Below are 23,807 nucleotides of genomic sequence, written 5' to 3'. Positions count from 1 at the left end.
CGTTAACACACACCGCTCCGGGCGTAGGCTGGTCGCATGCCTGAAGCAGTCATTGTTTCAACCGCCCGGAGCCCGATCGGCCGCGCCTTCAAGGGCTCACTGAAGGATGAGCGGCCGGACGATCTGGCGGCGGCCATGGTCCGGGCGGCGCTGGCCAAATTGCCGGCGTTCGACCCCGCCGGGGACACCGGGCCGGGCCTGGACGACCTGTACCTCGGCTGCGCCGAACCCAGCGGCGAGGCGGGCTCCAACATGGCCCGCGTCGTGACCATCCTCACCGGGCTGGACAACGTGCCCGCCGCCACCGTCAACAGGTTCTGCGCCTCCAGCCTGCAGACCCTGCGGATGGCCTTCCATGCCATCCGCGCGGGCGAGGGCCAGGCGTTCGTGGCTGCCGGCGTCGAAGCCGTTTCGCGCTACCAGGACTGGGCCGGCGCGGGCGAGACCGGGGCCCGGAACCACAACCCCCTGTTCGAGCCGGCGCGCCAGCGCACTGCCGCCCGCGCCGAGTCGAACACGCCCTGGACGGATCCGCGGCTGGGCGGCCGGATGCCGGATATCTACATCGCCATGGGCCAGACGGCGGAGAACGTGGCGACGTCCTACGGGGTCAGCCGCGCGGACCAGGATGAATGGGCCGTGCTGAGCCAGAACCGGGCCGAGGCCGCGATCGCCTCCGGCTTCTACGCCCGCGAAATCACGCCGTACAAGCGGCGCGACGGCACCGTGGTGGACCGGGACGACTCGCCGCGGCCGGGCGTGACCCTCGACGCCGTCAGCGCCCTGCAGCCGGTTTTCCGCCGGGAGGGCACAGTGACGGCAGGCAATGCGTGCCCGCTCAACGACGGCGCCGGCGCCCTCGTCGTCATGAGCTACGACCTGGCCCGGGACCTCGGGCTGGAGCCGCTGGCCAGGATCGTCTCCACTGCGGCCACCGCACTGTCCCCCGAGCTGATGGGGATGGGACCCGTGGAAGCCTCCCGGCAGGCGCTGGCCCGCGCCCGCCTGGACATGCATGACATCGACCTCGTGGAGCTCAACGAGGCCTTCGCCGTGCAGGTGGTGGCCAGCGCCCGCGAACTGAAAATCGACCCCGCGAAGCTCAATGTGCACGGCGGCGCCATCGCCCTGGGCCACCCCTTCGGCATGACCGGCGCCCGGATGACCACCACGCTGCTCAACGGCCTGCGCGAGAAGGATGGAACGCTGGGCCTCGCCACCCTGTGCGTCGGCGGCGGACAGGGCATGGCCGTGGTGCTGGAGCGCCTCACTTAGCCCGTCCCATTGGAGTTTTTGTCCACATAATGGCCCCAAACGGCCCCGGAAGTCCCAATAAGTGGACAAAAACTCCCGTCTTAACGCAGGAGTGGGCCCCGCCGGTTGGCGGGACCCACTCTATTTAAGGGCGTACGACGGCGGGATGCCGGCTTTGTCTGTCGCGTTTAGTCGTCGCCGCGGAGGATGGCCAGCAGGCGGATGATTTCCACATACAGCCACACGAGCGTGACGGTGAGGCCGAAGGCGGCGGTCCAGGAGAAGCGCTCCGGGGCCCCGTTGCGGACGCCTTCTTCGATGTTGGTGAAGTCCATGACCAGGGAGAACGCGGCCAGGCCGATGGCCAGAACGCCGATAGCGACGCCGATGAAGCCGCTGCGCAGGCCGAACGGTTCAGTTGTCAGCCCTGTCAGCATCATGACCATGTTCACCACGGAGAACAGCGCGTACCCGACGATGGCGATCATGAAGAACTTCATGGCCTTGGGCGTGGCCCGGACCTTGCCGCTCTTGAACAGCAGCAGCGTCACGGCAAACACGGACAGCGTGCCCACCACGGCCTGCAGGCCGACTCCGGGGTACATGGTGTCCAGGACACGGGTCAGGCCGCCGAGGAACAGGCCCTCCAGCGCGGCGTAGGCCAGGATCAGTGCCGGTGACGGCTGCTTCTTGAAGGTGTTGACGAGGGCCAGCACAAATCCGCCGAGGGCGCCGACGATCATGAGCATGGATGCCAGGCCCAGGGCCACCGACAGGGTGACCGCGGCACCGACAACCACGGCGCCGAGGCAGACCGCCGTCTTGATGATGACGTCGTCAAAGGTCATCCGCCCGGTTTCGGCGGGGCCGGCCGCAGGCCGGTTGTACATCTGCTGCAGCTGGTCGTTGGTCATGTTCTGCTGCTGCGACATCCAGCCGGACTGTGCGTCCATGACCTGGCCGGGAGCGCGGCCCTGACCGTAGCTGTTCTGGCCGTACGCCTGCGGGACAGGCGGTGCCTGGGTGGCTCCACGGAAATTCTTTCCGTTGAAGATCGGGTTTCCGCCAAGTGCCATTGCGGGTGTCCTCCATGTATGGGTTGAGTGATGAATCTACTGGTCACGCTACCAATTTCCACGGACCAGCGGCGTGGAAAGTTCCTGCTGGTGGCGGGGCAATTCAGTTGTTACCGGATCGCTATCTGATGGTCAGCCCACCCCACGCGGTTTGTACTGCTTGCGCTGTACGATAAGCGGGTCAGGGTGACGGATATCACAGCTAGTCAATACCCGCTCCACCAGCAAGGATATCCGCCGCCCTCCGTTCGCAGCGGCTGCAATGAGGCAGCCGCAACCACCCCCACGTGGAGGTTTTGAATTTTGAGACGCACACCGAGAGGGCTGCCTATCCGGCGGCCGGCCGGGCTGCTGAAGGTTTGGGGGGCCATTGCCTCCGCCGTCGTGGCACTTTTGCTGGTGGCAGCACCGGCATCGCAGGCGGCCACTCCAGCTCCGACACCACCCCCGTCGAACCAGCAGTTCCAGGACACCATCAGCGGCTTCCTCCGCGACGACTCCCGGCGCCCCATCGAAGGCGTCAAGATCACCGCCAAGAGCGGGACATTCACGGGAGAGGCAAAATCGGGCGCCAACGGGTCCTGGCGCATTGGTGTCCCGCAGCAGGGCACCTACGAGATCCAGCTCGACGAATCCACGCTTCCGGAAGGGATCAAGCTCGCCGAAGGCCAGTCGAATCCCCGGACAGTCACCTTCAGCCAGACGTCAAACCTCTCGGTCATCTTCGCCTTCGGCAAGGGCATCGTGGTGCAGCAGCAGGACTTCGGCCAGAACCTGCTTAACAGGCTCGTGGCCGGGCTCAGCTTCGGCCTGCTGCTGGCACTCGCCTCGGTGGGCCTGTCCCTGATCTTCGGCACCACCGGGCTCACCAACTTCGCGCACGGTGAGATGGTGACCCTCGGCGCTGTCCTGGTTTTCGCGTTCAGCGCCATGAACCTGCCCTTCTGGCTGGCCATCATCCTGGCATTGGTCGGCGGCGGACTCTTTGGTTATGCGCAGGACGCCGGGCTTTGGCGGCCACTGCGCCGCCGCGGCACCGGCCTGGTTCCGATGATGATCGTCAGCATCGGCCTTGCCCTGGCCATCCGCTACATCATCCAGTTCTACTTCGGTGGCGCCACGCAGCAGCTGCCGTTTGCGCAGAGCGACGAAATCCAGATCGGCCCGGTCTCCATCTCCCCCAACAACCTGTGGTCCCTGGTCATCAGCGCGGTTGTGATCGCCCTCATCGGCGTCGTGCTGCTGAAAACCAGGCTGGGCAAGGCCACCCGCGCGGTGGCAGACAACCCCGCACTGGCCGCCGCCTCCGGAATCGACGTCGACGGCGTCATCCGCCTGGTCTGGATCGTCGGCGGTGTGCTGGCTTCGCTGGGAGGCATCCTCTGGGCCTACTACCGCCCCGGCGTCACCTTCGACATGGGCTCGCAGATCCTGCTGCTCATCTTCGCCGGGGTGACCCTCGGCGGCCTCGGCACAGTATTCGGCGCCCTCGTCGGCTCGGTCATCGTCGGGATTTTCGTCGAGCTGACCACCGTGTTCGGCCTCGCGGCCGACCTCAAATACGTGGGTGCACTTTTCATCATGATCGTTGTCCTCTTGTTCCGGCCCCAGGGCATCCTGGGCCGTCGCGAGCGCGTGGGTTAGGAGACAGGCATGGACTTCGGATTTATCCTTTCCAGCGCGGCTGGCGAACTTTTCAGCCCGACGACGGCGGCCTACGCCCTCGCGGCGCTCGGCCTCGCCGTTCACTTCGGCTACTCGGGCCTGCTGAACTTCGGCCAGGCCGGCTTCATGGCCGTCGGTGCCTACGGCTTCGCCATCTCGACGCTCACGTTCCGGGTGCCGTTCTTCGTGGGCCTGATCATCGCCGTCGTCTGCTCAGTGCTCTTTGCACTGGTCCTGGGCATTCCAACCCTCCGCCTGCGGGCGGACTACCTGGCCATCGTCACCATCGCGGCGGCGGAAATCGTCCGCTACGTCGTCACCACCAACCAGCTCACCTCCGTGACCGGGTCCGCCAACGGTCTCGCCGCCTTCGAGGGCGGGTTCTATTCGATGAACCCGTTCCCGGAGGGCGCCTACTTCGGCATGAACAACCGCGACTTCTTCATCCGCGTGGTGGGCTGGGGACTCGTGGCCATCGGCTGCGTCCTCGTCTGGCTCCTGATGCGCAGCCCCTGGGGCCGCGTGCTGAAGGGCATCCGCGAAGACGAGAACGCGGTGCGGTCGCTCGGCAAGAACGTCTACGCCCACAAGATGCAGTCACTGGTGATCGGCGGAACCTTCGGCGCCCTGGCCGGAATGATCTTCACGCTCCCCCGCGGCGCCGTGCAGCCCGCCAACTACGGCACCGAACTGACGTTCTTCCTCTGGACATGCCTGCTGCTGGGCGGCATGGCCACGGTCCTGGGTCCGGTGATCGGCGCCATGATCTTCTGGGTGGTCCTGTCCCTCACGCAGGGCGTCCTGTACGGCCTCATCGAATCCGGTGCGGTGACCTGGCTGACCACGGTCCAGGCCGGGCAGCTGCGCTACATCCTGGTGGGCATCGCCCTGATGCTGCTGATGATCTTCCGGCCGCAGGGCGTCTTTGGCAACAAGAAGGAGCTGGCGTTCGCATGAGCAAGCACAGCGAAGAATCCATGGAAGAGGGCGTCGACTACATGACGGACGCCCGGCCGATCGCCGTCGGGGACAACACCCCCGGCTGCAAGAAGCGGGATCCCATCGTCGTCGCCGAAAACGTCACCCGCAGCTTTGGCGGGATCAACGCCGTCGACGTCGATTACCTGGAGATCCCGCGGCACAAGATCACCGCCCTGATCGGCCCCAACGGGGCCGGCAAGACCACCCTGTTCAATCTGCTCACCGGCTTTGACACGCCGAACTCGGGCAAGTGGCAGTTCGAGGGCCAGAGCATCGCCGGGGTGTCCTCCTACAAGGTTGCGCGGATGGGCATGGTGCGCACGTTCCAGCTGACCAAGGTCATGGGCAAGCTGACGGTCATGGAAAACATGCGGCTTGGCGCGTCCAACCAGCCCGGCGAGAGGCTGTCGAAGGCCCTGTTCAAGAACATCTGGGGCGGCCGCGAAAAGGAAATCACCGAGCACGCCAACGTCCTGCTGGAGAAGTTCAAGCTCGATACCAAGAAGGACGACTACGCGGCCTCCCTGTCCGGCGGCCAGCGCAAGCTGCTGGAAATGGCCCGCTCCCTGATGGTCCGGCCCAAACTGGTGATGCTGGACGAACCGATGGCAGGGGTGAACCCGGCGCTGACGCAGTCGCTGCTGGACCACATCAAGAACCTCAAGTCTGAGGGCATGACCGTCCTCTTCGTGGAACACGACATGCACATGGTCCGGCACATCGCGGACTGGGTGGTGGTCATGGCCGAAGGAAAGATCGTGGCCGAGGGACCCCCGGGCGAGGTCATGAAGGACCCCGCCGTCATTGACGCCTACCTGGGCGCCCACCACGACGTCGATCTCGGCGACACCGAGGGCATCAGGGAGCTGGAGCAGGAACTCGCGGCGGATGAGGAATCGATCGTTGGCACGGAGAATGCAGGCATGATCGCGGTGGACGTTGCGGCGCCCACCATCAGCGAAGCCGGCCCGGACACCGGACGCACAGATGCCGGACATACAGACAGGGACAAGGAATGAGTGCCACGAGCGCGGCCCCGGCCGCAAGCAGCGCAGCCGAGGACGGCGTCGTCGTCAAAGTCACCGACCTGGTGGCCGGTTACCTCCCCGGCGTGAACATCCTCAATGGGTGCAGCATCGAAGCCCGGAAGGGCGAGCTGATCGGCATCATCGGCCCGAACGGGGCCGGCAAGTCCACGCTGCTGAAGGCCATGTTCGGGCTGGTGAAGGTGCACTCCGGATCCGTGATGGTCAGGGGCCGCGACCTCACGGGCTTGAAGGCCAACAAGCTGGTGACCCAGGGCGTCGGGTTCGTGCCGCAGACCAACAACGTGTTTGCCACACTCACCATCGAGGAAAACATGCAGATGGGCATGTTCCAGCGGCCCAAGGACTTCGCCGAGCGCTTCGACTTCGTCACCAGCCTGTTCCCGGAGCTGGGAAAACGCCGGGCTCAGCGCGCGGGCTCCCTGTCCGGCGGCGAGCGGCAGATGGTGGCGATGGGCCGGGCGCTGATGATGGAGCCGGCAGTGCTGCTGCTGGACGAACCCTCGGCAGGCCTCTCCCCCGTCAAGCAGGACGAGACGTTCCTGCGGGTGCACGAGATCAACCGTGCCGGAGTGTCCGTCATCATGGTGGAACAGAACGCCCGCCGCTGCCTGCAGATCTGTGACCGCGGCTACGTCCTGGACCAGGGCAGGGATGCGTACACCGGCACGGGCCGTGAGCTCATGAAGGACCCGAAGGTCATCCAGCTGTACCTCGGCACGCTGGCCGACGAGGACTAAGCCGGCAGGAAACCAGCACAGCAAGAAGCCCCCGTCAGATTTGACGGGGGCTTCCTGTGTGTGGGCGGGAAAGCGGCTTACAGCTTGCCGGATTCTTCGTGGGACGGCTTGTACGTGTTGTCGTCCTGGTACTCGTAGATCCCGATGGAGGCTTCCGTCGGGTCACCGGCGTCGGAGAACGTCACCGGACCGGACTCGCCGTCGTAGTCGATGTCCTTGCCGTTGCGCAGCAGCGTGACGCAGGATGGGAAGTCGGTGCACTTCTCGCCACCTTCAGACACTGCCTTCAGCTGCTTGGCGATGTCCGTGCCCTTGGTGCTCTTGGCAGCCTCGGCTGCCAGGGCAATCAGGTTGACTGCGTCGTAGGACTCACCGGCGTAGCTGTAGTCCTTCAGTGCCGGGTCGATGGCGAGGAGCTTCTTTTTGAAGTCATCCTTGGCGAAGGTGCCGGGGATGGTTCCCTGTGCGCCCTTCAGCGTGCCGGCCTTGAAGTCCTTGCTGTAATCGGATGTATTGCCGTCCACCATGAACAGCTGCGTGGGCTTGACGCCCTTGCCGGTGATCAGCGGAACGATGCTCTTGGCCTGGTCGAAGGTGATCAGGGCAATCGCGTCCGGCTTGGCAGCGATGACCTTGTCCACCTGGCTGCTGAACTGCGAGTCACCCTCGTTGAAGAGTTCCTCGGCCACAACCTGGCCGCCGGCTGCTTCAAAGGCCGCCTTGACGTTCTTCGCCAGTCCGGTGCCGTAGGCATCGTTCAGGACGATCATGCCCACCGTCTGGGCGCCACAGGTGGCCATGTAGTTGCCCAGCACCTTGCCCTGCAGCACGTCCGACGGAGCGGTCCGCCAGTACAGGCCCTTGTCGTCCCAGGTGGTGAAGTCCGGGGACGTGTTCGCGGGCGAGAACTGGATGACGCCGGCGCCGGTGATCTGGTTGATCACGGTCTTGGAGACACCCGAGGACGCGGCACCGATGATGGCGCTGACACCCTGGCCGAGAAGTGCTGTGGTGGACTGCGTGGCGATGTCCGTCTTGGTGTCGCCGGAGTCGCGGTGGATGACCTGGACCGGCTTGCCGAGCACGCCGCCGGCATCGTTGACTTCCTTGATGCCGAGGTTGACACCGGCGATTTCGGGCGGGCCAAGGAACGCCAGCGACCCCGTCGTCGGCAGGAGCGATCCAAGTTTCAGCGGTGTGGGAGTGATGGTGGTTGCGGCCGGCACGTTGCCGGTCTCTGTGGCGGTGCTGCTTGCCCCGGCCGTGGCACTGGGAGCAGGGCACGCGATGCCGCCGCCTGCCGCTGCGGAGGATGAGGTCGCGCTCGGGGTGGAGCCGCCACCACAAGCCGTGGCCAGAAGGGCGACGCCGATGCTAAGCACTGTAAGCTTAGCGACCCTTGGCGCCGTCTGGGGGAGTGAAATCATTTAGAGTCTCCTCGATCGAAAGGTGCGAACGGCCTTTGATGCGATTTGGTCAGGGGTTCCTGAGCTAAGTTCAAGCTAATCCAATTCGAGCGGGAACATAAGTGACTAAGGTCACATCCTCATAACACTCGTTGCATATTGGAACACCGGCGACGCGGCGGAGAAAAGTAGTACCCCAGGTGGGACTCGAACCCACAACACGCGGATTTTAAGTCCGCTGCCTCTGCCAATTGGGCTACTGGGGCGCCCGGTCAATCGTATCGCCTCAGACGGCGGCCAAGGGCCCCGCGTACCGGAATGTGCCGTGGACCCCGCCGGGCCACAGAGCGAGGGGCAGCAGCTGGAAATGGTCGCCCCAGCTCCTGTCCGGCGCCTCGACACCCAGCGAGGACGCCGGGACGAAGCCGAACCGCGGGTAATACACGGTGCTTCCGAGCAGCGCGATGCCCTTCTCCCCCGCGGCGTTGGCACGGGCGACGGATTCGCGCATCAGTGCCGAACCGATGCCGTGGCGCTGCAGCCGGGGCGTCACACTGATGGGCCCGAGGCCCAGCAGCTCGAGGTCCGCCACCCAGGCGCGGGTGCTGATCACGTGGCCGACGATTTCGCCATCGAGTTCCGCGACGATGCTGAACTCCGGCAGGTACTCCTCGGCGACGAACAGCTCACGGAGCACTCTGACCTCAACGGGCTCCCCCTCCACGGGCAATCCGGTGACCGGGGAAACTGCGAACGCCTCGGCGGTCAGGGCAAGGAGGGCATCGCGGTCCCCGGGCTGTTCGCTCCGCAGCACCACTTCCCGTACCGGCTCCGGACCGGGGGCGCTGGCGGCGGAAAGCTCCGTCAGGACCTCCAGGGCCCGGGCCGAGTCAGCCACCGGCACCAGCAGGTGGTCGTGGTGGAAGCCGGCCAGCACATTGCAGCTGATCCGTGCCTGGGTCAGTGCCCTGCTGACGGCCGCGGTCAGGCCCACCGCTTCCAGGGCCGAGTGGATCTCCAGGGTGATCCAGGCGGCCACGAAGTCGTACGGCAGGTCCAGCGCGTCCGCTTCGGCCCGGGGCAGGACCACGGTGAGACCCTCGGCTTCCCGGACGGCGGCTTCAACGTGCCCGGCCAGCGGCCTGCCGTGCGGCCAGAGTACATAGACGTACTCCCCTTCCCGGAGCACCGGACGCATCGAGGCAAGGAGGGTCTGAAGGTTCTTTTCACCCGTCATGGAGCCAGTCTATGTGGGCCCCTGCGGTATCCCGGGAACTGCGCGGCACCTGCAGGACCTACCCCCACCCGGGGAAACGCGAAAGCGGCCGTTCCCCCGGAAGGGAACGGCCGCCGTCGTCGTTGTTGCTACTTGGCCTCGGCCGTCACAGCATCCTTGGCGCCGCCCTGGGCAGGCGCGGCGGCCTTCTCAGCCGGAGCCGCAGCCGGAGCAGCGGCAGCGGGCTTGGGCGCCGGGGTGGCGGCGGCCACGAAGGCACCGCGCGGGTTGTCCAGGTCCAGCAGCTGGGTGGTGTCGCGGCCCGCGAAGAAGCTCAGGATCCAGTTGAAGACCACGCGGAACTTGCGCTCGAACGTCGGCATGGCCATGCCGTGGTAGCCGCGGTGTGCCAGCCACGCGAGGGGGCCCTTGAGCCCGATGCGGCCGAGCAGGTTGATGTTGGCAACACCCTTCCACTCGCCGAAGCCGGCCACAGCACCGAGGTTCTTGTGCTTGTAGTCCACCAGCGGCTTGTCCCAGCGGGAAGCCCACAGGTTCTTGGCGAGGCGCTTGGCCTGGCGCAGCGCGTGCTGGGCGTTGGGAACGCAGGTGCCGTCCGGCAGGCCGCCGCCCGAGAGGTCGGGAACCGCGGCGATGTCGCCGGCAGCCCAGGCGTTGTCGATGATGCCTTCGTCGCCGCCGATGCGCAGGTCCGGCAGGACGCGGACGCGGCCGCGGGGTTCCAGCGGGAAGTCGGTGGAGCGGACCATGGGGTTGGCCTGGACACCGGCAGTCCATACGAGGGTGTCGGTTTCGAACTCCTGCGCCGGCGTCTTGTCCGGCAGGTTGATGAGCTTGAGGGAACCCTCGGCGTTGTCCAGCGAGGTGTTCAGCAGGACCTCGATGCCGCGGCTGCGGAGGTGCTCCACGACCCACTCGGCCTGCGGTGCGGTGACCTCGGGCATGATGCGGCCCATGGCCTCGACGAGGACGAAGCGGATTTCCTCCTGCTTGACGCGCGGGTTGTTCTTTACCGCGGCGCGGGCGAGGTCTTCCATTTCGGTGATGCACTCGATGCCGGCGAAGCCGCCACCCACCACCACGAAGGTCAGCGCACGGGCGCGTTCGGCGGGGTCGGTCATGGTGGAGCCGCGCTCGATGCGGTCGAGGACCTTGTTGCGCAGCGCAACGGCTTCCTCGATGGTCTTCAGGCCGATGCCCTTGTCCGCCAGGCCCTTGATGGGGAACGTGCGGGTGATGGCGCCGGCGGAAAGCACGACGTCGAAGTACGGAATCTCAAAGTTGTCGCCACCGTCAGCCGGGGCAACCACTGCCGTGCGGTTGGCGTGGTCGATGGACAGCACGCGGCCCTGGATGAGCTCGCTCTGCTTGAGGTGCTGGCGGTGCGAGACCACTGCGTGGCGGGCCTCGATGTTTCCACCGGCAACTTCCGGCAGGAAGGGCTGGTAGGTCATGTAGGGCAGCGGATCAACGACGGTGACGATGCCGCCTGCGTTCGCGATCTTCTTCTGCAGTTTGAGGGCTACGTAGAGGCCGACGTACCCGCCGCCGACGACGAGCACACGCGGACGATCCTGGAGCTGTGGGGTGGTTGCCATGACTCCAGAGTACCGTACTTTGTGAAAATCTTCACTAACTGCTCCGGTCGGCCTGGTCCACCCTCGTCACGGCACCGGTTTCCGGTTCCTCCGCTCCCCCGCCGGAGGTCCGGTAGGCCCGCCGCAGCTGCACTGCGCCCGCCGCAATAATGGCTAGGAAAAGCCCGCCAAACCCGATGACCACAGCCGCCGGCAGCGCACTGTCCAGCTGCGACGGCGGCACGGCAACCGGCACGGTCGCCTTGGGCAGCGTCGCTTGCGCGGTGGGCGCCGGGGCCGTCGGCTCGGGAGCGGGGGTGGCGAGGTTCCCGCGTCGGTGGACGCGGATCCAGTCGGCGATGGAGCCCAGCGGGTTGGCCTTCGTTTCCGCCACATCGTCCTTGAGGGCCGCCTCCGCGTTGAGGACGCCGAAGCCGTACAGCGGGTCCTTGCCCGGCGCGCCCTCGTCCTTGGCGGTGGAGACGATCCTGTTGATGACCTGCCTGGCGCTCATCTCGGGCCACTTGGAGCGGATCAGCGCCGCAACGCCGGAGACGATGGGGGTGGCGCCGGACGTGCCGGCCCATTCAGCGTAGCTTCCGCCGGGCAGCCCGCCGGCAAGCTTCTCCGCAGGCGCTGCCACACCGATGCTGATTCCCTGGGAGGAGGAATCGGTGCTCGCCTGTCCGCTCCGGTCCAGGCCCGCAACGGTCAGAACGCCGGGGATGGTTGCCGGTGCCCCCACCTGGACGTTGCCGCCCACCCGGTTTCCGGCCGCGGCCACGATGACCACGTCCTTCTGCTCGGCGTACAGGAAGGCGGCGTCCCAGCTTTGCGGCCATTCAGGCGACGTGCTGCCCAGCGAAATGTTGATGACCTTGGCACCGTTGTCCACGGCCCAGCGCACGGCTTCCGGGATCTGGTCCTGGTCGCTCTTGCCTCCGGGGTTGGCCGACCCCAGCCAGGTGGAAACGGAGAGGATCTGCGCCTCTGGTGCCACGCCCATGATGCCGTCCGGCATGGCTTTGGAGGCCGTTGCGGTGGCGCTCGGGGAAGGCTTGGCGCTGGCCGGGGCCTTCTTCGCCGGCTGGTGTCCGCGGCCCGCCAGCATAGTGGCCACGAGCGTGCCGTGCTCGGGCTTGGCGCCGATGCTCTTCTCGCCGTCGGCGGCGCCGGCGCCGGAGACGTCATGGCCGCCGGCCACCACGCCCTTGAGGTCGGGATGGCCGCCGTCAACGCCGCTGTCAATAACAGCGACCTTCACGTTGGCGCCCTTGGAGACTTCCCAGGCCTTGGTGATGCCGGCTTCCTTGAGCCAGTACTCCTTGTCCCGCCAGGAGTCGGCCTGCGCGGCCGGGGCGGTGGCGACGGCCGACGCGGCAATGCCACCGGCAAGCACCGCGGACAGAAGAGCCGAGACCGTCCGGCTAAGCCGGGCTGTTGCTCTGGTCATTCAGGATCCAATACTCGGTTACTTTGGTGCCTCGGCACTCAGGGCAATTCCGTCCAGAATATCGTGCTCGCTGGCCGTGGCCGTAATTATGCGACCGCCGCTGAGCTCGCCCATGCGGGTAAGGATGCGCCGCCAGACCAGGGCGCCGGCGCCGATCACGTCCACCCGGCCCGGGTGCATGTAGGGCAGTTCCGCCCGCTGCGCCCGCGGCATCTGCAGCAGATCGGTGGCCGCCGCCTGCACGGCGGAGATGGACAGTTCGGCGCCGTGGATGGCTCCCGGAAGGTATTCCGGCAGTTTGAGCGCATGCGCCGTGATGGTGGTGATCGAGCCGGCAACCCCGACGACGGCGGTGCTGCGTTCCAGCGGAACGTCCAGTCCCGCTTCGGTCATGGCGGCGTCGACGTCGGCCTCCGCGGCGGCGATCTGTTCGGCAGTGGGCGGGTCCGACCTGAGGTGGCGTTCGGTCAGCCGGACACAGCCGATGTCCACGGACTTCGCGGCGATCACGCCGTTGGCGTCGCCGAGCACGAACTCGGTGCTGCCGCCGCCCAGGTCCACCACCAGCACCTTGTCCTCTGCCGAAAAGGGCAGCACGCTGCTGGCGCCGTCGAAGGACAGCGCGGCCTCCTCGTGGCCGGTGATCACCTCGGGCTCCACGCCGATGAGGTTCCGGACGCCGTCCACGAAGACCTGGCGGTTCCGGGCGTCGCGGCTGGCCGAGGTGGCCACGAAGCGGACCTTCCGGGCCTGGTACTGGCGGATCAGCGCGGCATAGTCTGCCGTGGCCGCGAAGGTGCGTTCCAGCGCCTCGGGCGCCAGTTCGCCGGTGGCGTCAACGCCCTGGCCGAGCCGCACCACGCGCATTTCACGCACGACGTCGGTGAGCTTCGTGGCGCCGTTGCCGCGGTCAATGTCGGCGATGAGCAGGCGGATGGAGTTGGTTCCGCAGTCGATAGCGGCGACCCGGGTCATGCGTCTGCCTCCGTTGCGGCTGCCTCGGCTGTGTCTGTGGCTGCGTCAGTCTTTGATTTGCGGACGGGCGCCGGCCGGCCAACGATGTCCGGCAGGCCCTGCGGGCCGTGGCGGCTGAGGTCCCGGGACGGCGCCTCGCCGGCCCTGTCCCAGGCGCCGTCGCAGTAGCAGCGGTCTGCGGTCCACCATTCGCTGATGGCCGCGATGGCTTCGTCGCCCAGCGGATTCACGCCCGGCCCGGCGGCCAGCGAGTGTCCCACCAGGACGTGCAGGCACTTGACGCGGGTGGGCATGCCGCCGGCGGAGACACCGTCGATCTCCGGGACGCCGCCGATCCCGGAGCGTGCTCCGATGTCCGCGCGGGCTGCCAGATACGCATCGTGGGCTGCCCGGTAGGAGGCCGCCAGGGACTCGTCGGCGGCAAGCCGGTCATTCATGTCGTTCATAAGGCCGGCCGCTTCAAGACGGGAAACCGCCGACGTGATGGCCGGGTGGGTCAGGTAGAACGTGGTGGGGAAAGGGGTTCCGTTGCTGAGGCGCGGTGATGTTGCCGCCACCAGCGGATTCCCGCAAATGCAGCGCGCCGGAATTTCCACAACGTCGCGCACCGGCCTTCCCAACTGGCGGCTGAGCACGTCGAGGTCCTGCGGTGATGGCTGCCTGGAGTCCCCGGGGGCGGTTGCCGAGTTGTGGTCCACTGGCGTGGCCGTCCTTCCTGCCCGGATCTGGCTGTCCCGAATTTCCGGTGGACAGTCCCGCGGCGGGCGCCGCTCCTAGTCTGTTGCCGAGCGCCTGATGGACTCCCACAGGGAATCCACCCAGGGCACGTCGGCGGGGTCTTGTGTTTCTGCTGCACTGGGCTGGCTGCCTGCTGCGCCGGCCGGCAGATCGCTGCCGAATACCCAGTAGCCGGTCTCACCCGGCATAACCATGTTAATGCGGTCCCGCGCCTGCTGCTTGACGTAGTTGGGATCCTGCCAGCGCGAGACCTGCCGTTTGAGATTGTCCTGGTCCGTCTTGCTGTCCGCGATGTCCGACTCCAGCGCCGCGATTTCAGCCCGCTTGTCGATGAAGATCTTCACAGTGGGGGCCAGCATGATGGTGATGGCTACCATCACCACGGCCAGGGCCAGCATGCGGCCGGAAAACGCCTTGGCAGGGACGGGATCGAGGTTCTCTTCCCCGGCCGCAACGGTTGACGAGCCGGACTTCCCGCGGCCGCCGCCTGCCTTTCCGGGGCCGGTCTTTGTGGCCGGACCGGCCTTCGTACCCGCGCCGGCCTTTGTGCCCGCAACCGTGGACCTTGAGTTGGTGGTGCCAGTACCGGTCCTGCTACCCGTGCCGCCCTGGGCACCAGGGCCAGTGTTCGCACCGGGCCCACTGCCCGCTGCTTTCGCCCCCGTGCCCGCGTGTCCGTGTCCGGTGCCTGTTCCGGCGCCATGGGTGGCCGGATCCGAACGCGGGCCGCCGAAGTCCGCCTGGATGACGTCTCCCCCGGCTGATCCGGTGGAGGACTGCTGTGCTGGTGGGGTCACCCTGGGAACTTTGGGACGGCGGGTAGCCATGACACTCCTGTAACGTGTGGCGCCAAAAACAAAACCGGTGGCTATGGTCTTTCCACCATAGCCACCGGTCAGCTGTTTGCTTGGCTACTAGCCCTTGAAACGCGGGAACGCGCTGCGGCCGGCGTAGCGTGCGGCGTCGTCGAGTTCCTCTTCGATGCGCAGCAGCTGGTTGTACTTGGCAACACGCTCGGAGCGGGCCGGGGCACCGGTCTTGATCTGCCCGGCGTTGGTGGCAACGGCGATGTCGGCGATCGTGGTGTCTTCGGTTTCGCCGGAGCGGTGCGACGTGATGGTGGTGTAACCGGAGCGCTGGGCCAGGGAAACGGCATCCAGGGTTTCGGTCAGCGAACCGATCTGGTTGACCTTGACCAGCAGGGAGTTGGCCGTGGCGGCGTCGATGCCCTGCTGCAGGCGCTCGGGGTTGGTGACGAACAGGTCGTCGCCCACCAGCTGGACCTTGTCACCGATGGTGTCGGTGAGGATCTTCCAGCCATCCCAGTCGTTCTCGTCCAGCGGGTCCTCGATGGAAACCAGCGGGTAGTCGGCAACGAGCTCGGCGTAGTAGGCGCTCATCTCGGCGGCGCTCAGGGCCTTGCCCTCGAACTGGTAGGCGCCATCCTTGAAGAATTCCGAGGATGCGACGTCCAGGGCCAGGGCAATGTCGGTGCCCGGGGTGTAGCCGGCGTTCTTGATGGCTTCCTGGATCAGGTCCAGGGCGGCGCGGTTGGACGGCAGGTTCGGGGCGAAGCCGCCCTCGTCGCCAAGGCCGGTGGAGAGGCCCTTCTGCTGCAGCACGGACTTGAGGTTGTGGTAGACCTCAACGCCCCAGCGCAGGCCCTCGGAGAAGGTCTCCGCGCCGATGGGGGCGATCATGAATTCCTGGATGTCCACGTCGGAATCCGCGTGCGAGCCGCCGTTGAGGATGTTCATCAGCGGAACGGGCAGGACGTGGGCGTTCGGGCCGCCCAGGTACTTGTACAGCGGCAGGTCAGCGGAGGCTGCTGCGGCGTTGGCGACGGCCAGGGAAACGCCCAGGATGGCGTTGGCGCCCAGCTTGCCCTTGTTGGCGGTGCCGTCCAGGTCGATCATGGCCTGGTCGATGCTGCGCTGGTCGGTGGCGTCAAAGCCGGTCAGGGCCGGGGCGATCTGGTCGATGACGGCGTCAACGGCCTTCTGGACACCCTTGCCGAGGTAGCGGCCCTTGTCGCCGTCGCGCAGTTCAACGGCTTCGTGCTCGCCGGTGGACGCGCCGGACGGAACGGCTGCGCGGCCGATCTGACCGTCGGAGAGGAGAACTTCAACTTCGACGGTGGGGTTGCCACGGGAATCGAGGATCTCGCGGGCGTGGATGGCATCGATAAGCGCCATGGATTTGCTCCTTGTGGGCGATTTTACGGGGTTCTTGCGGAAAAAATCTCGACGTCCTCGTCAGGGACTAGCGTAGTCGAGAGTGGTGCACGTTACGGAAATCTATCCAGAACCCGGACGTCATGATCCGGGTTCTGTCGTCTCCGGGTAGCGGTTCTGGTACCGCCGCACGGCCCCGCGGAGGGCGCGCTCGGCGTCGAACCCGCTGTTCCGGGCGGAACGGACGACGGCGAACAGCAGCTCGCCGAACTCGGCTTCGGTTTCCATTGTTTCGGTGAGCTCAACCACCGGGGTTTCGACAGTCCGGGTTTCGGCAGGCTCAACCAGCGGCGCCCGCCCGGCCCGTTCTGCCCGGTCCAGGGTTTTCCGGGCCTGGGCCAGTGCGGGGAGAGCTGCCGGGATGCCGTCGAACGGTGTGCTGCGCTGCGGGCTTTCGGCCTTTTTCACCGCATCCCACTTGTGCACGATCTCCTCCACCGTGGCGGGGAAGGAGTCCTGGAGGGATCCGTCCGGACGAAACACATGCGGGTTGCGGCGGATCATCTTTCCGGTGAGGCCGCGCGCGACGTCGCCGAAACCGAACACGCCGCGCTCCTCGGCGAGCCGGGCGTGCAGCACCACCTGCAGCAGCACATCGCCCAGCTCACCTTTCAGCTCAGCCTCATCCGCACCGGTCTCGATGGTCTCGGCCACCTCATAGGCCTCCTCCAGCAGGTACTCCACTAGCGACTCGTGGGTGAGGGCGCCCATCCAGGGGCAGTGCTCTCGCAGGGCGGCAATGACCCCCAGCAGTTCCCCCACCTCGCCGGCGGATTCAGGCTGCCGGACAGTTTCAGCCAAGGTCGCCGTACGCGTCGTTGATGTACTCCACGAGGGCTTCCTTTTCCTCCAGGGGCAGGAAGGAGGCTTCGGCGGCGTTGAGCGTGAGCTCCAGCAGGTCGTCGAGGTCGTAGTCGAAAGTCTCCACCAGCAGTTCGAACTCGTCGGTGAGCGTCACGCCGCTCATGAGCCGGTTGTCCGTGTTGATGGTGACGTTGAAGCCCAGCTGGTACAGCATGTCCAGCGGGTGGCTTTCGATGCCCTCGCCGAAGCCCGCAATGGCGCCGGTCTGCAGGTTGGAGGACGGGCAGATTTCCAGGGCGATGCCGCGGTCACGGACCCAGCTGGACAGGTTGCCCAGGGTGACCAGGCCGATGTTGTCGCTGTCCTCGTCGTCGGCGTCGTCCTCGTCGAACTCCACCATGATGTCCTCGGCGATGCGGACCCCGTGGCCCAGGCGGAGCGCGCGGCCGTCAACGAGGGCGGACTGGATGCTGTCCAGTCCGGCGGCTTCGCCGGCGTGCACGGTTGCAGGGAAGTTGTTTTCGGCCAGGTAGGTGAATGCCTCCCGGAAGCGCGAGGGCAGGAAGCCGTCTTCGGCGCCGGCGATGTCGAACCCGACGGCGCCCTTGTCGCGGTGCCGGACGGCGAGTTCGGCGATCTCCTGGCCGCGGTCAGCATGGCGCATGGCCGTGATCAGCTGGCCCACCTGGATCTCGCGGCCGGTCTCGGCTACGGTCTCCACGCCGGCTTCGAGGCCTTCCTGGACCGCTTCGACCACCTCGTCCAGCGTCAGTCCCTTCTGGAGGTGCTGCTCAGGCGCCCAGCGCACTTCGCCGTACACCACGCCGTCGTCCGCCAGATCCTCGACGAACTCCTTGGCGACGCGGAACAGGCCTTCCTTCGTCTGCATGACGGCAACAGTGTGGTCGAAGGTCTCAAGGTAGCGGACCAGCGAGCCGGAGTTGGCGGATTCGCGGAACCATTCGCCCAGCGCGGTGGGGTCGGTGGACGGGAGGGTGTGCCCCACCGCCCCGGCCAGCTCAATAATGGTGGCAGGGCGCAGGCCGCCGTCCAGGTGGTCGTGAAGGGATACCTTGGGCAGGCTCTTCAGGTCGAAGTCAAGGGCAGGGGCGGCGTCAACGATTGGCTCAGTCACGTACCAACTCTAGGGTTGGACCGGCGGCAATGCCAACGCATCCATTGCGTAACGGCGGGCGGTGGGGACGGCTGCCCAGCGGCACCGCTAAGCCACGCGGCTGCGCTCTTCCGGGAGGTTGCCCTTTTCCGGCACGGTGCTCTCCGCAGGAGCTTCGGCGGCGTCGTTGCGGCCGAGCCGTTTGTGCCACCAGCGGAGGGCATGGTCGATGATGATGCCCAGGATGATGGCGAACACGACGGCGATGCCGGCGCCCAGCAGCGGGTAGTCGTGCAGTAACGGGACCGAACTAGCCACGAGGCCGATGCCGATCGAATAGCCCACCCACGTGAAGCAGGCGAAGGCATCCAGTACGAGAAACCGGCGGTGCGGGAAGCCAGTGGTGCCGGCGACATAGTTCACGGCGACGCGCCCCCACGGGATGTAGCGGGCCGTGAAGATCAGCACGGCGCCGCGCTTCTCCAGTTCATAGCGCGCCCAGCCGAAAGCCTTCTGCACCTTGGGCCGGCGCATCCATTTCCAGCGCTCCAGGCCGATCTTTCGGCCCAGCATGTAGGCCATGTTGTCACCGGCCATCGCGCCGGTCAGGGCGGTCAGGCCGAGGATCCACAGGTTGGGCTCGCCGCTGTTGCGGGATAAGGCCGCCAGCGCCACGATGAGCGTCTCGCTGGGGACCACCATGGCGAACCCGTCAACGAAGAAGAACACGAGCAAAACGGGGTAAATCCACCACTGGCCCGCTGCATGGAGCACGGCATCATTAATAAACTCCACGCGGTGCTGCTCCTAGGGACTATAACAAGACGGGAAGTGACGCAAATCGCTCTTTAGTGTCGCATGGCGGGAGGATAGTCCGCTACGCCCTGCTTGGAAAGTCAACCTTCCTGGAACGGGTCCGGAAGACGGCCCCGCAACCGGTTGATGCCGAGATCCACCAGGATGCCCAGCACAATGGCGCAAACGATGGCAATCGCGGCCCCCAGCAGATGGTTTTGCTCGAACCACTGGCCGAAGAACAGCCCGATGGCCACGGAATACGAGGCCCACAGGGTGGCGGAAAGCACAGTCAGCCCGATGAAGCGCGCGTGGGAATAGTGGGTGGCTCCCGCGGTCAGGTTGACGGCCACCCTGCCGATGGGGACGAACCGCGCCACGAGGATCAGCGACGCCGGCCGCTTGCGCAGCTCCCGCCCGGCCCACCGGAACGCCCGCTGCATCCGCGGCCCGCGCATCCAGCCCCAGCGCTGCGTGCCCACGCCGCGGCCGATGAGGTAGGCGGCGTTGTCACCCGTGAAGGCGCCCAGTCCCGCCACCGCAGCAAGAAGCCACGGGTTGGGAACGTGCGCCGTGGCGGCGACGGCGGCGAGTCCCACCACCACCGATTCGCTGGGAATGGGCGGGAAGAAGCCGTCGATGATGCAGCAGGCAAGGACTATGAACAGAACCCAGGGCTGCCCGGCGGCCGCGAGGATGAAGTCATTGATGGCCTGCACGGTCAGGAAATGCGGTCGATGATGAGCTGCTGGGCGGGCCTTGAGCCTTCCGGCGCGATGGTGACGGCGTGTCCGAGTGCCTCCTTGGCCCGGTCAAACTTCTCCGGGGTGTCCGTCAGCAGGGTCATCAGCGGCTCACCGGCGCGCACGGCGGCGCCCGGCTTGGCGTGCAGGCGGACTCCCGCAGCTGCCTGGACCGCGTCTTCCTTGCGGGCCCGGCCGGCACCGAGGCGCCACGCGGCCACGCCCACGGCGAAGGCGTCGAGCTCCACAAGAACACCGTCGGCGGGCGCGTAGATGGTTTCCGTCTCCCTGGCCACCGGCAGCTTCGCGCGCGGGTCGCCGCCCTGCGCCTCGATCATCCGGTTCCAGATGTCCATGGCCCTGCCGTCCCGGAGCGCGGCGGCGGGATCGGCGTCGGAAACACCGGCACACCGCAGCATCTCCTCCGCGAGCCTCACGGTCAGTTCGACGACGTCTTCCGGGCCGCCGCCGGCGAGGACCTCGACGGATTCCTCGACCTCGATGGCGTTGCCCGCGGTGAGCCCCAGCGGGGTGCCCATGCTGGTCAGCAGGGCCACGGTTTCCACCCCGGCGTCCTTGCCGAGGGCCACCATGGTCTCGGCCAGTTCGCGTGCGCCGGCCTCGTCCTTCATGAACGCCCCGCTGCCCACCTTGACGTCCAGCACGAGCGAGCCCGTGCCCTCGGCGATCTTCTTGCTCATGATCGACGAGGCAAGCAGCGGGATGGACTCGACGGTGCCCGTGACGTCGCGCAGCGCGTAGAGCTTCCGGTCCGCGGGGGCGAGCCCTGCACCGGCGGCGCAAATCACCGCGCCCACCTCCTGGAGCTGGGCCAGGATTTCATCGTTTCCCAGGGCCGCGCGCCAGCCCGGAATCGACTCGAGTTTGTCCAGCGTGCCGCCTGTGAAGCCCAGTCCGCGCCCGGACAACTGCGGCACCGCCACTCCGAACACCGCGACGAGGGGCGCCAGCGGCAGGGTGATCTTGTCCCCCACCCCGCCAGTGGAGTGCTTGTCGGTGGTTACTTTCACGCCGCCGTCGGGCCGCCGCAGGCCGGAGAAGTTCATCCGCTCCCCCGAGGCGATCATTGCCGCGGTCCATTGGGAGATCTCGGCACGGTCCATGCCGTTAAGCAGGATGGCCATGTTCAGGGCCGCCATCTGCTCCTCCGCGATGACACCGCGGGTGTACGCGTCGATGGTCCAGTCGATCTGCCCGGGGCTGAGCGCGCCCTTGTCGCGCTTGGTCCGGATGATGTCGACGGCGTCGAACGGCTCGGTCCTTTGGGTCACCGGGTTCCCTCCAGGTGTTCGGGGCCAAATGCGTCGGGCAGCACCTGGTCCATAGTCCTGATCCCCTGCGTGGTCATGAGCTCCATACCAGGTGCCCGGAACTCGTAGAGCAGCTGCCGGCAGCGTCCGCAGGGCATGAGCACGTTGCCGCTGCCGTCCACGCAGTAGAAGGCCCGCAGGAGGCCGCCGCCGGTCATCTGCAGGTTCCCCACGAGGACGCACTCGGCGCACAACGTCAGGCCGTAGCTGGCATTCTCCACATTGCAGCCGCTCACAATCCGGCCGTCCGCCGTGAAGGCCGAGGCCCCCACCGGAAAGTTGGAGTAGGGCGCGTAGGCGTTCTTCATGGCTTCGAGCGCGGCACCTTCGAGGGCCGCCCAGTCGATAATGGCGCCCATTGCGTTGGCGTCGTTCTGCACGGCCGTCACCCCTTGGCGTACGGATGCCGCTGGCCGGCACCCGGGTGCGCTGAAGCGCACTCATGAGCCACTTTAGTGTCCTGCTCCGTGTCCGGCTAACACGCCCGGCGCGAACGCACACTTAAGCCCCGCGTGTCGGGTCTTAAGTGCGCGTTCGCCCTCGGGGCAGCGTCCGTTCGAGCACCGGGACTGTTGTACTGGCTAGAGGCGGACGAGCATCTTCCCGGTGTTTCCGCCGTCGAGCATGTCCATGAAGGCCCGGGGCGCGTTCTCCAGGCCGTCGACCACAGTCTCGTCGTAGCGGACGGTCCCGTCGGCGAGCCAGCCGGCCATTCGCCCGGCGAACTCGACGGCATGCTGCCGCTGGCCGCCCACGAGGAATCCGCGCAGCGTGAGCTGCTTGCCGATCGCGACGGCGAGGTTGCGGGGCGCGGCCGGCGGCTCCGTCGAGTTGTACTGGGCGATCGCACCGCACATGGCCACGCGGCCGCCGACGTTGAGGACTGACAGCGCGGCTTCGAGGTGGTCCCCGCCGACGTTGTCGAAGTACACGTCGATTCCCTCACTGCCCGCGGCTGCCTTCAGCTGGTCCAGGACGGGGGCGTCGCGGTAGTTGAACGCCGAGTCGAAGCCCAGGTCCAGCAGACGGGCAACCTTCTCCGGTGTGCCCGCGCTGCCAATCACCTTTGTGGCCCCCATCGCCTTGGCGATCTGCCCCACGAGCGAGCCCACTGCTCCGGCGGCACCCGAGACGAACACGGCGTCGCCGGGCTTGAACTCCGCGACCTTCAGCAGGCCTGCATACGCGGTGAGTCCGGTCATGCCCAGCGCACCAAGGAACGCCGAGGCCGGCGCGAGCTCTGTATCCACGGGAGTTGTCCGCTCCGCGTCCACCACCGCGTGCTCCCGCCAGCCGCGCTGATGTACGACGACGTCCCCCACCTTGCGCTCATCGGACCGGGACGCGATCACCTCACCCACCGCACCGCCGTCGAGCGCTGTGTCCAGCGCAAACGGCGCTGAATAGGATTTGGCGTCGTTCATGCGGCCGCGCATGTAGGGGTCCACCGAGATGAAGAGGTTCCGGACCAGGACCTGGCCCTCTGTGAGGGCCGGGACTGCCGTTTCGGCGAGCCTGAAGTTTTCCGGGACGGGCCGCCCGTCCGGCCGGGAGGCCAGCTGGATCTCGCGGCTGGTCACCGGCAACGCCGTTTCGGACCCTGCTGCCCCGGCGCTCACGCTGCGAACTCCACGAGCGTCAGTGCGACGTCCATGTTGCCGCGCGTCACGTTGGAGTACGGGCAGATGCTGTGCGCCTTGGCCATGAGCGCCTCGGCGGTGGTGCGGTCCAGTGCGGGGAGGGCGATTTCCAGCTCGGCGGCCAGACCGTAGCCCTCGCGGTCCTCGAGGGCGCCGAAGTGGATCTTGGCTGCGACGGCGGAGTCCGTGAGGTCTGCCCGGGCCTGCCGGCCGACCACGCGGAGGGCGGAGTGGAAGCACGCCGCATACCCGGCGGCGAACAGCTGCTCCGGGTTGGTGCCCTCGCCGTTCCCGCCCAGCTCCACCGGGCTGGCGAGGTCGACGTCGAGTTTGCCGTCCCTGGTCCGCGCGGATCCGTCGCGGCCTTCGCCGGAGGCGAGGGCCTCGGCTGTGTAGAGGGTCTTCAATGTGTTTCCTTCCGGTTGGGAGGTCAGGTGGTTTGGGGGGTTGGCATTTGCCGGGGGCTGCCTAGAGCGAACCGTGCAGGGCTGCCGTGAGCTTGCCGAGGGTTGCGCGCAGCTGATCGAGTTCCGTGGGGCTCAGGCCCGCTGCGGCAGCGAGGTGCTGCGGCACGCCGGAGGCCTTGCTGCTCAAGGCTCTGCCGGCACCGGTCAGGTGCACGGCAACCCTGCGCTCATCCTCGGCCGACCGGCGCCGCTCCACGAAGCCCAGCGTTTCGAGGCGCTTCAGGAGGGGCGAGAGCGTCCCGGAGTCGAGGCCAAGTTCCTCCCCCAGTTCGCGCACGCCGCGGGGTTCGTTCTCCCAGAGCACCAGCATGACGAGGTACTGCGGGTAGGTCAGGCCGAGCTCTTCAAGGAGCGGGCGGTAGACGGCCGTGGCAGCCCGCGAGGCGGAGTAGAGGGCAAAGCACACCTGGCGGTCGAGACGGGGAGCATCGGGCATGACCTTAACGGTAGCGCGCAATTCAGTTGTGCACAACTTACTTCCGAAAAGGAGAGCGCGAACGCACACTTAAGCCCCGGAGTCCGGGGCTTAAG

General features: G+C 66.9%; 23 protein-coding genes and 1 tRNA gene. 5 read left to right on the top strand and 19 right to left on the bottom strand.

Annotated features, from left to right (window positions below; genetic code table 11):
• Window positions 1-36: 36 nt before the first annotated feature.
• On the top strand, window positions 37-1,275 hold the full coding sequence (locus ACFQ50_RS17870) for an acetyl-CoA C-acetyltransferase (protein WP_377996984.1): 1,239 nt from the start codon (window positions 37-39) through the stop codon (window positions 1,273-1,275).
• 167 nt (window positions 1,276-1,442) lie between these two features.
• Here ACFQ50_RS17870 and ACFQ50_RS17865 read toward each other — a convergent pair whose 3' ends face one another.
• Window positions 1,443-2,330, bottom strand: a complete 888-nt coding sequence (locus ACFQ50_RS17865; protein WP_377996983.1) for a Bax inhibitor-1/YccA family protein — start codon at window positions 2,328-2,330, stop codon at window positions 1,443-1,445.
• A gap of 348 nt (window positions 2,331-2,678) precedes the next feature.
• Here ACFQ50_RS17865 and ACFQ50_RS17860 point away from each other — a divergent pair, with 348 nt between their 5' ends.
• From ACFQ50_RS17860 to ACFQ50_RS17845, 4 genes are read left to right on the top strand one after another with little or no spacing between them, the layout of a single operon-like run.
• Complete coding sequence (locus tag ACFQ50_RS17860; protein ID WP_377997003.1) at window positions 2,679-3,974, top strand: branched-chain amino acid ABC transporter permease; 1,296 nt, start codon at window positions 2,679-2,681, stop codon at window positions 3,972-3,974.
• Between the two features lie 9 nt (window positions 3,975-3,983).
• Window positions 3,984-4,952 carry a branched-chain amino acid ABC transporter permease gene (locus ACFQ50_RS17855; RefSeq protein ID WP_377996982.1) on the top strand — a complete coding sequence of 323 codons (969 nt, stop codon included), beginning with the start codon at window positions 3,984-3,986 and terminating at the stop codon, window positions 4,950-4,952.
• Window positions 4,949-5,995: an ABC transporter ATP-binding protein gene (locus ACFQ50_RS17850; RefSeq protein WP_377996981.1), complete on the top strand. Its 1,047-nt coding sequence runs from the start codon at window positions 4,949-4,951 to the stop codon at window positions 5,993-5,995. Before ACFQ50_RS17855 ends, ACFQ50_RS17850 begins: the two co-directional genes overlap by 4 nt.
• Window positions 5,992-6,762, top strand: a complete 771-nt coding sequence (locus tag ACFQ50_RS17845; protein WP_377996980.1) for an ABC transporter ATP-binding protein — start codon at window positions 5,992-5,994, stop codon at window positions 6,760-6,762. Before ACFQ50_RS17850 ends, ACFQ50_RS17845 begins: the two co-directional genes overlap by 4 nt.
• Window positions 6,763-6,839: 77 nt before the next feature.
• On the opposite strand, the gene ACFQ50_RS17840 is transcribed toward ACFQ50_RS17845, so the two are convergent.
• The 18 genes from ACFQ50_RS17840 to ACFQ50_RS17755 all read right to left on the bottom strand — a co-directional run bounded on the left by ACFQ50_RS17840 (window position 6,840) and on the right by ACFQ50_RS17755 (window position 23,712).
• The gene (locus tag ACFQ50_RS17840) at window positions 6,840-8,189 is read right to left on the bottom strand and encodes an ABC transporter substrate-binding protein (protein WP_377996979.1); all 1,350 of its coding nucleotides are present in this window, start codon (window positions 8,187-8,189) and stop codon (window positions 6,840-6,842) included.
• Between the two features lie 171 nt (window positions 8,190-8,360).
• A tRNA-Leu gene (locus ACFQ50_RS17835) sits at window positions 8,361-8,434 on the bottom strand.
• A gap of 20 nt (window positions 8,435-8,454) precedes the next feature.
• Window positions 8,455-9,405, bottom strand: coding sequence for an N-acetyltransferase (locus ACFQ50_RS17830; RefSeq protein ID WP_377996978.1), 951 nt, complete (start codon window positions 9,403-9,405; stop codon window positions 8,455-8,457).
• A gap of 128 nt (window positions 9,406-9,533) precedes the next feature.
• On the bottom strand, window positions 9,534-11,003 hold the full coding sequence (locus tag ACFQ50_RS17825; protein ID WP_377996977.1) for an NAD(P)/FAD-dependent oxidoreductase: 1,470 nt from the start codon (window positions 11,001-11,003) through the stop codon (window positions 9,534-9,536).
• Between the two features lie 34 nt (window positions 11,004-11,037).
• On the bottom strand, window positions 11,038-12,435 hold the full coding sequence (locus tag ACFQ50_RS17820) for a S8 family serine peptidase (RefSeq protein ID WP_377996976.1): 1,398 nt from the start codon (window positions 12,433-12,435) through the stop codon (window positions 11,038-11,040).
• Window positions 12,436-12,453: 18 nt separating this feature from the next.
• Entirely contained in the window at window positions 12,454-13,410 is a 957-nt protein-coding gene (locus ACFQ50_RS17815; protein ID WP_377996975.1) for an exopolyphosphatase, read from the bottom strand.
• Entirely contained in the window at window positions 13,407-14,108 is a 702-nt protein-coding gene (locus ACFQ50_RS17810; protein ID WP_377996974.1) for a DUF501 domain-containing protein, read from the bottom strand. Before ACFQ50_RS17810 ends, ACFQ50_RS17815 begins: the two co-directional genes overlap by 4 nt.
• 75 nt (window positions 14,109-14,183) lie before the next feature.
• Entirely contained in the window at window positions 14,184-14,975 is a 792-nt protein-coding gene (locus ACFQ50_RS17805) for a septum formation initiator family protein (RefSeq protein ID WP_377996973.1), read from the bottom strand.
• 87 nt (window positions 14,976-15,062) lie between these two features.
• On the bottom strand, window positions 15,063-16,343 hold the full coding sequence (gene eno, locus ACFQ50_RS17800) for a phosphopyruvate hydratase (RefSeq protein WP_377996972.1): 1,281 nt from the start codon (window positions 16,341-16,343) through the stop codon (window positions 15,063-15,065).
• A 120-nt stretch (window positions 16,344-16,463) separates the two neighbouring features.
• Window positions 16,464-17,093 (bottom strand): MazG nucleotide pyrophosphohydrolase domain-containing protein, encoded by a 630-nt coding sequence (locus ACFQ50_RS17795; protein WP_377997002.1) that lies wholly within the window; start codon window positions 17,091-17,093, stop codon window positions 16,464-16,466.
• Window positions 17,094-17,175: 82 nt separating this feature from the next.
• The gene (locus ACFQ50_RS17790; RefSeq protein ID WP_377996971.1) at window positions 17,176-18,321 is read right to left on the bottom strand and encodes an adenosine deaminase; all 1,146 of its coding nucleotides are present in this window, start codon (window positions 18,319-18,321) and stop codon (window positions 17,176-17,178) included.
• A gap of 87 nt (window positions 18,322-18,408) precedes the next feature.
• Complete coding sequence (locus ACFQ50_RS17785) at window positions 18,409-19,095, bottom strand: DedA family protein (RefSeq protein ID WP_377996970.1); 687 nt, start codon at window positions 19,093-19,095, stop codon at window positions 18,409-18,411.
• A gap of 101 nt (window positions 19,096-19,196) precedes the next feature.
• The gene (locus ACFQ50_RS17780; RefSeq protein ID WP_377996969.1) at window positions 19,197-19,814 is read right to left on the bottom strand and encodes a DedA family protein; all 618 of its coding nucleotides are present in this window, start codon (window positions 19,812-19,814) and stop codon (window positions 19,197-19,199) included.
• A 2-nt stretch (window positions 19,815-19,816) separates the two neighbouring features.
• Window positions 19,817-21,130 carry a thymidine phosphorylase gene (locus ACFQ50_RS17775; RefSeq protein WP_377996968.1) on the bottom strand — a complete coding sequence of 438 codons (1,314 nt, stop codon included), beginning with the start codon at window positions 21,128-21,130 and terminating at the stop codon, window positions 19,817-19,819.
• Window positions 21,127-21,528, bottom strand: coding sequence for a cytidine deaminase (locus tag ACFQ50_RS17770; RefSeq protein ID WP_377997001.1), 402 nt, complete (start codon window positions 21,526-21,528; stop codon window positions 21,127-21,129). The genes ACFQ50_RS17775 and ACFQ50_RS17770 overlap by 4 nt, the downstream gene beginning before the upstream one ends.
• Window positions 21,529-21,750: 222 nt before the next feature.
• Entirely contained in the window at window positions 21,751-22,788 is a 1,038-nt protein-coding gene (locus tag ACFQ50_RS17765; protein WP_377996967.1) for an NADP-dependent oxidoreductase, read from the bottom strand.
• Window positions 22,785-23,216, bottom strand: a complete 432-nt coding sequence (locus ACFQ50_RS17760) for an organic hydroperoxide resistance protein (protein ID WP_377996966.1) — start codon at window positions 23,214-23,216, stop codon at window positions 22,785-22,787. The genes ACFQ50_RS17765 and ACFQ50_RS17760 overlap by 4 nt, the downstream gene beginning before the upstream one ends.
• A gap of 61 nt (window positions 23,217-23,277) precedes the next feature.
• Window positions 23,278-23,712, bottom strand: coding sequence for a MarR family winged helix-turn-helix transcriptional regulator (locus ACFQ50_RS17755; RefSeq protein ID WP_377996965.1), 435 nt, complete (start codon window positions 23,710-23,712; stop codon window positions 23,278-23,280).
• Window positions 23,713-23,807 lie beyond the last annotated feature (95 nt).

This window comes from Arthrobacter sp. NPDC056493 (assembly GCF_042795115.1).
Taxonomy (GTDB): domain Bacteria; phylum Actinomycetota; class Actinomycetes; order Actinomycetales; family Micrococcaceae; genus Arthrobacter.
The sequence above is the reverse complement of the archived record's forward strand: the minus strand, read 5'-3'. Positions and strand labels throughout refer to the sequence as shown.